Below are 3,018 nucleotides of genomic sequence, written 5' to 3'. Positions count from 1 at the left end.
GGAAATGGCGCGCGTGACCAAGCCGGGCGGGCGCCTGGCGGTGGCGGAATTTTCCACCCCCATCGTCCCGGTATTCGGCACCGTGTACAAGGAATACCTCATGCGCCTGCTGCCTCCGGTTGCGCGCGTGGTCTCCTCCAACCCGGACGCCTATATTTACCTCGCGGAATCCATCCGCGCTTGGCCTGGACAAGAGGAGTTGGCGGCGGCCATCAACCGCAACGGCTGGGCCGATGCGGGCTGGCAAAACCTTTCTTTGGGCATCGTCGCCTTGCACTCGGCTACAAAACCGCTTGCCGATGCCCCACAGTAAACCTCTTGCAGCCCTCCTAGACCTCCGCGGTGGAGGCCCACAGGGGCGTATCGCGCCGGACGGCGCCTACGCTGCGGCCCGCCATGCGCCACAGGCGGGCGATAAGGTCGCGGTCCTCCTCCGTGATGAGGTTGCCCATGAGGCGGGCGGCGGCGGGCATCAGCAAGCGGCCCACCGGCCCGCGCAGTGCTAATGGGCCCGCCACGGGCAGGAATTGCGGGTAGGTCAACAGGCGGGCGGCCGTGCGCGCGAGCAGGAAGGATTCGCCGTAGTGCTCGCGCAGGGTGGCCGGCCACGCGAGGGTGAAATCCTTCGGCCCTAGCATGCCCACCGCGAGCGCTGCGGTCTCGAGGCCGTAGTCGATGCCCTCGCCGTTTAAAGGGTTGACGCAAGCGGCGGCATCACCAATGAGCATCCAATTGGCCCCCGCTACATTAGAGACCGCACCGCCCATGGGCAGCAGGGCAGAGGTGACGTGTTCGATGTCCCCAAGTCCCCACTCCGCGCGCTGTTGGGCGGCGTAGAACTCGAGCAACTTTTTGGTATTAATCTTGGCCGGCCGCTGTGCTGTCGATAGCGCGCCGACGCCGATATTGACTTGGCCAAGCTCTGCACCCAACGGGAAAATCCACCCGTAGCCGGGCTGGACGGAATTGTCTTCATCTTTTAATTCCACGTGCGAGTGCATCCACGGCTCGGTTGCCTGAGGGGAGGCGGCATAGGAGCGCGCGGCGATGCCATAGACCTCATCGCGGTGCCAGGTGCGGCCCAATTGCTTGCCAAAAGTAGAACGCACGCCATCGGCCACGATGAGCCATTTCGGCTGAATAATCTGCTCACCGATGCGAAACGAGGTCACCCGGTTGCCCTCCATGACTGGGGCGCTCGCGGGGGTACCGGATATAAGCGTCGCGCCTGCGGCGGTGGCTGCCTCTACCAGCTGCGCATCGAACCTAAAGCGCGGCAGGGCAGTGCCCACCTGGGAAGGATAGGTCTGCGGCCACGGGGCAGTGACGTCCCCGCCGTAGCCGTGCAGTTTAAGCCCTCGGTTGCGGTAGGAGGCGTTAACAGTGATGCCGAGCTTATCTAGCTGGTGCATTGCCCGCGGGGTGAGGCCATCACCGCAGGTTTTATCGCGGGGGAAGGTGGATGAATCAATGAGGACAGTCTCATAGCCAGCGCGGGCGGCATGGATGGCCGCGGCGGCTCCAGCGGGTCCTGCGCCGATGATGGCGACTTCGAGAGGGTGGGGGGAATCGATCTGTTCCGACATAGGGACTATCATTGCACTAGTTCAACCCCTCAAGTGTGTTAAGGGGGCTGGTTTGGACTACGGTAGATAAACGATTATCTCTGGCTTTTAATTGCAAGGAACGCTATTTAATGACTCACGGCCACTCGCATGCCACTCACGTGGATCTTGGTGATCCACAGCTTAATGAACGCATTGGCGCGGGCATGGAAGCAGTAGAAGAAAAGCTGCGCAGTGAAACTGACCGCGGCCAGGACTTCTTGAAGGACAAGGTAAGCCATCTGTCCAAGGCAGGTGGCAAGCGCTTTCGTCCGATGATGGCACTGCTTGCCTCTGAGTACGGCACCAATCCGGGCTGTGAAGAGGTTATTAAGTCCGCCACCGTTGTGGAGATGGTGCACGTTGCCACCTTGTACCACGATGATGTGATGGATGAGGCGGACCGCCGCCGCGGCGTGGAATCCGCCAACTCTCGGTGGAATAATTCCGTAGCCATCCTTGCCGGCGATGCCCTTCTCGCGCATGCCTCTCGCCTGATGAGCCAACTAGATACCCATACCGTAGGCCACTTTGCGGATACCTTTGAAGAGCTGGTGACCGGCCAGATGCGTGAGACCATCGGTGCCGGCGAAGCCAACCCCGTGGACCACTACATGGCCGTTATTCAGGAAAAGACCGCGGTGCTTATTGCCTCTGCCGGATACCTTGGTGCTTATCACTCCGGTGCCTCGGCAGACCATACTGCGGCCCTGTACCGCATTGGCGGTGCCATTGGCATGATCTTCCAAATCGTGGACGATGTCATCGATATCTTCTCCGACCCGAAAGACTCCGGAAAGACCCCGGGTACCGACCTACGCGAGGGCGTCTTTACCCTCCCCGTCCTCTACGCTCTGGAGGAAGACGGTGAGGTGGGAGACCAGCTGCGTGAGCTGCTGACAGGCCCCCTAGAAACCGATGCTGAGGTCGAGCGTGCCATCGAGCTCCTGCGCCAGTCTGGCGGCCGTCAGCGGGCGCTAGAGGACATTAACGCCTACCTACGCACCGTAGAGGAACAGCTTTCCATACTGCCAGAAAATTCCGCTAGCCAAGCGCTGCGCCAGCTTGCGGATTACACCGTCCGCCGCGTGGGCTAGCTGCTTGTCGGCGCCCCCTCCTACACACCCCATTTCTCCCCGCTGCGCTGGCGATTTGGAGGTAGGTGGGTGCTTCATAGTAAAGTACATACACGCACCACAGAGTGCATGCCAGGTTGCCCGAGCGGCCAAAGGGAGCGGACTGTAAATCCGCCGGCATTGCCTTCAGAAGTTCGAATCTTCTACCTGGCACAACTTAGAGCCCCACAAGCACAAGCTTGTGGGGTTTCTTCGCGGTTAGGGGTTAAACGACAAAACGTGTTGTTTTTCGGCGTGTCGAGTTAAACGACATTTTGTGTTGGTGGGGGTAGGGGTTT

3 protein-coding genes and 1 tRNA gene are annotated in these 3,018 nt (G+C 60.7%); 3 read left to right on the top strand and 1 reads right to left on the bottom strand.

All coding sequences use genetic code 11. From position 1 onward, the window contains the following. The coding region (locus tag ABRP87_RS11120) for a class I SAM-dependent methyltransferase (protein WP_349868831.1) at positions 1-313 on the top strand (313 nt) is incomplete at its 5' end. Between the two features lie 16 nt (positions 314-329). Here the strand turns inward: ABRP87_RS11120 and ABRP87_RS11115 are convergent. After that, a complete protein-coding gene (locus tag ABRP87_RS11115; protein ID WP_349868829.1) occupies positions 330-1,598 on the bottom strand; it encodes a geranylgeranyl reductase family protein in 1,269 nt (422 codons plus the stop codon). A gap of 98 nt (positions 1,599-1,696) precedes the next feature. Between ABRP87_RS11115 and ABRP87_RS11110 the strand changes: the two genes are divergently transcribed. Beyond that, positions 1,697-2,701 carry a polyprenyl synthetase family protein gene (locus ABRP87_RS11110; RefSeq protein WP_349868827.1) on the top strand — a complete coding sequence of 335 codons (1,005 nt, stop codon included), beginning with the start codon at positions 1,697-1,699 and terminating at the stop codon, positions 2,699-2,701. Positions 2,702-2,811: 110 nt separating this feature from the next. Next, positions 2,812-2,893: transfer RNA gene (locus ABRP87_RS11105), tRNA-Tyr, on the top strand. The last annotated feature ends 125 nt before the right edge of the window (positions 2,894-3,018 follow it).

Origin of the sequence: Corynebacterium sp. KPL2830, assembly GCF_040225635.1 — a bacterium.
GTDB lineage: Bacteria > Actinomycetota > Actinomycetes > Mycobacteriales > Mycobacteriaceae > Corynebacterium.
This window is presented reverse-complemented; position numbering and strand designations above follow the sequence as displayed.

Coding starts and splice junctions, on each gene's coding strand:
- ABRP87_RS11115 (WP_349868829.1), bottom strand. CDS start 1,598: ATGATAGTCCCTATGTCGGAACAGATCGATTCCCCCCACCCTCTCGAA.
- ABRP87_RS11110 (WP_349868827.1), top strand. CDS start 1,697: ATGACTCACGGCCACTCGCATGCCACTCACGTGGATCTTGGTGATCCA.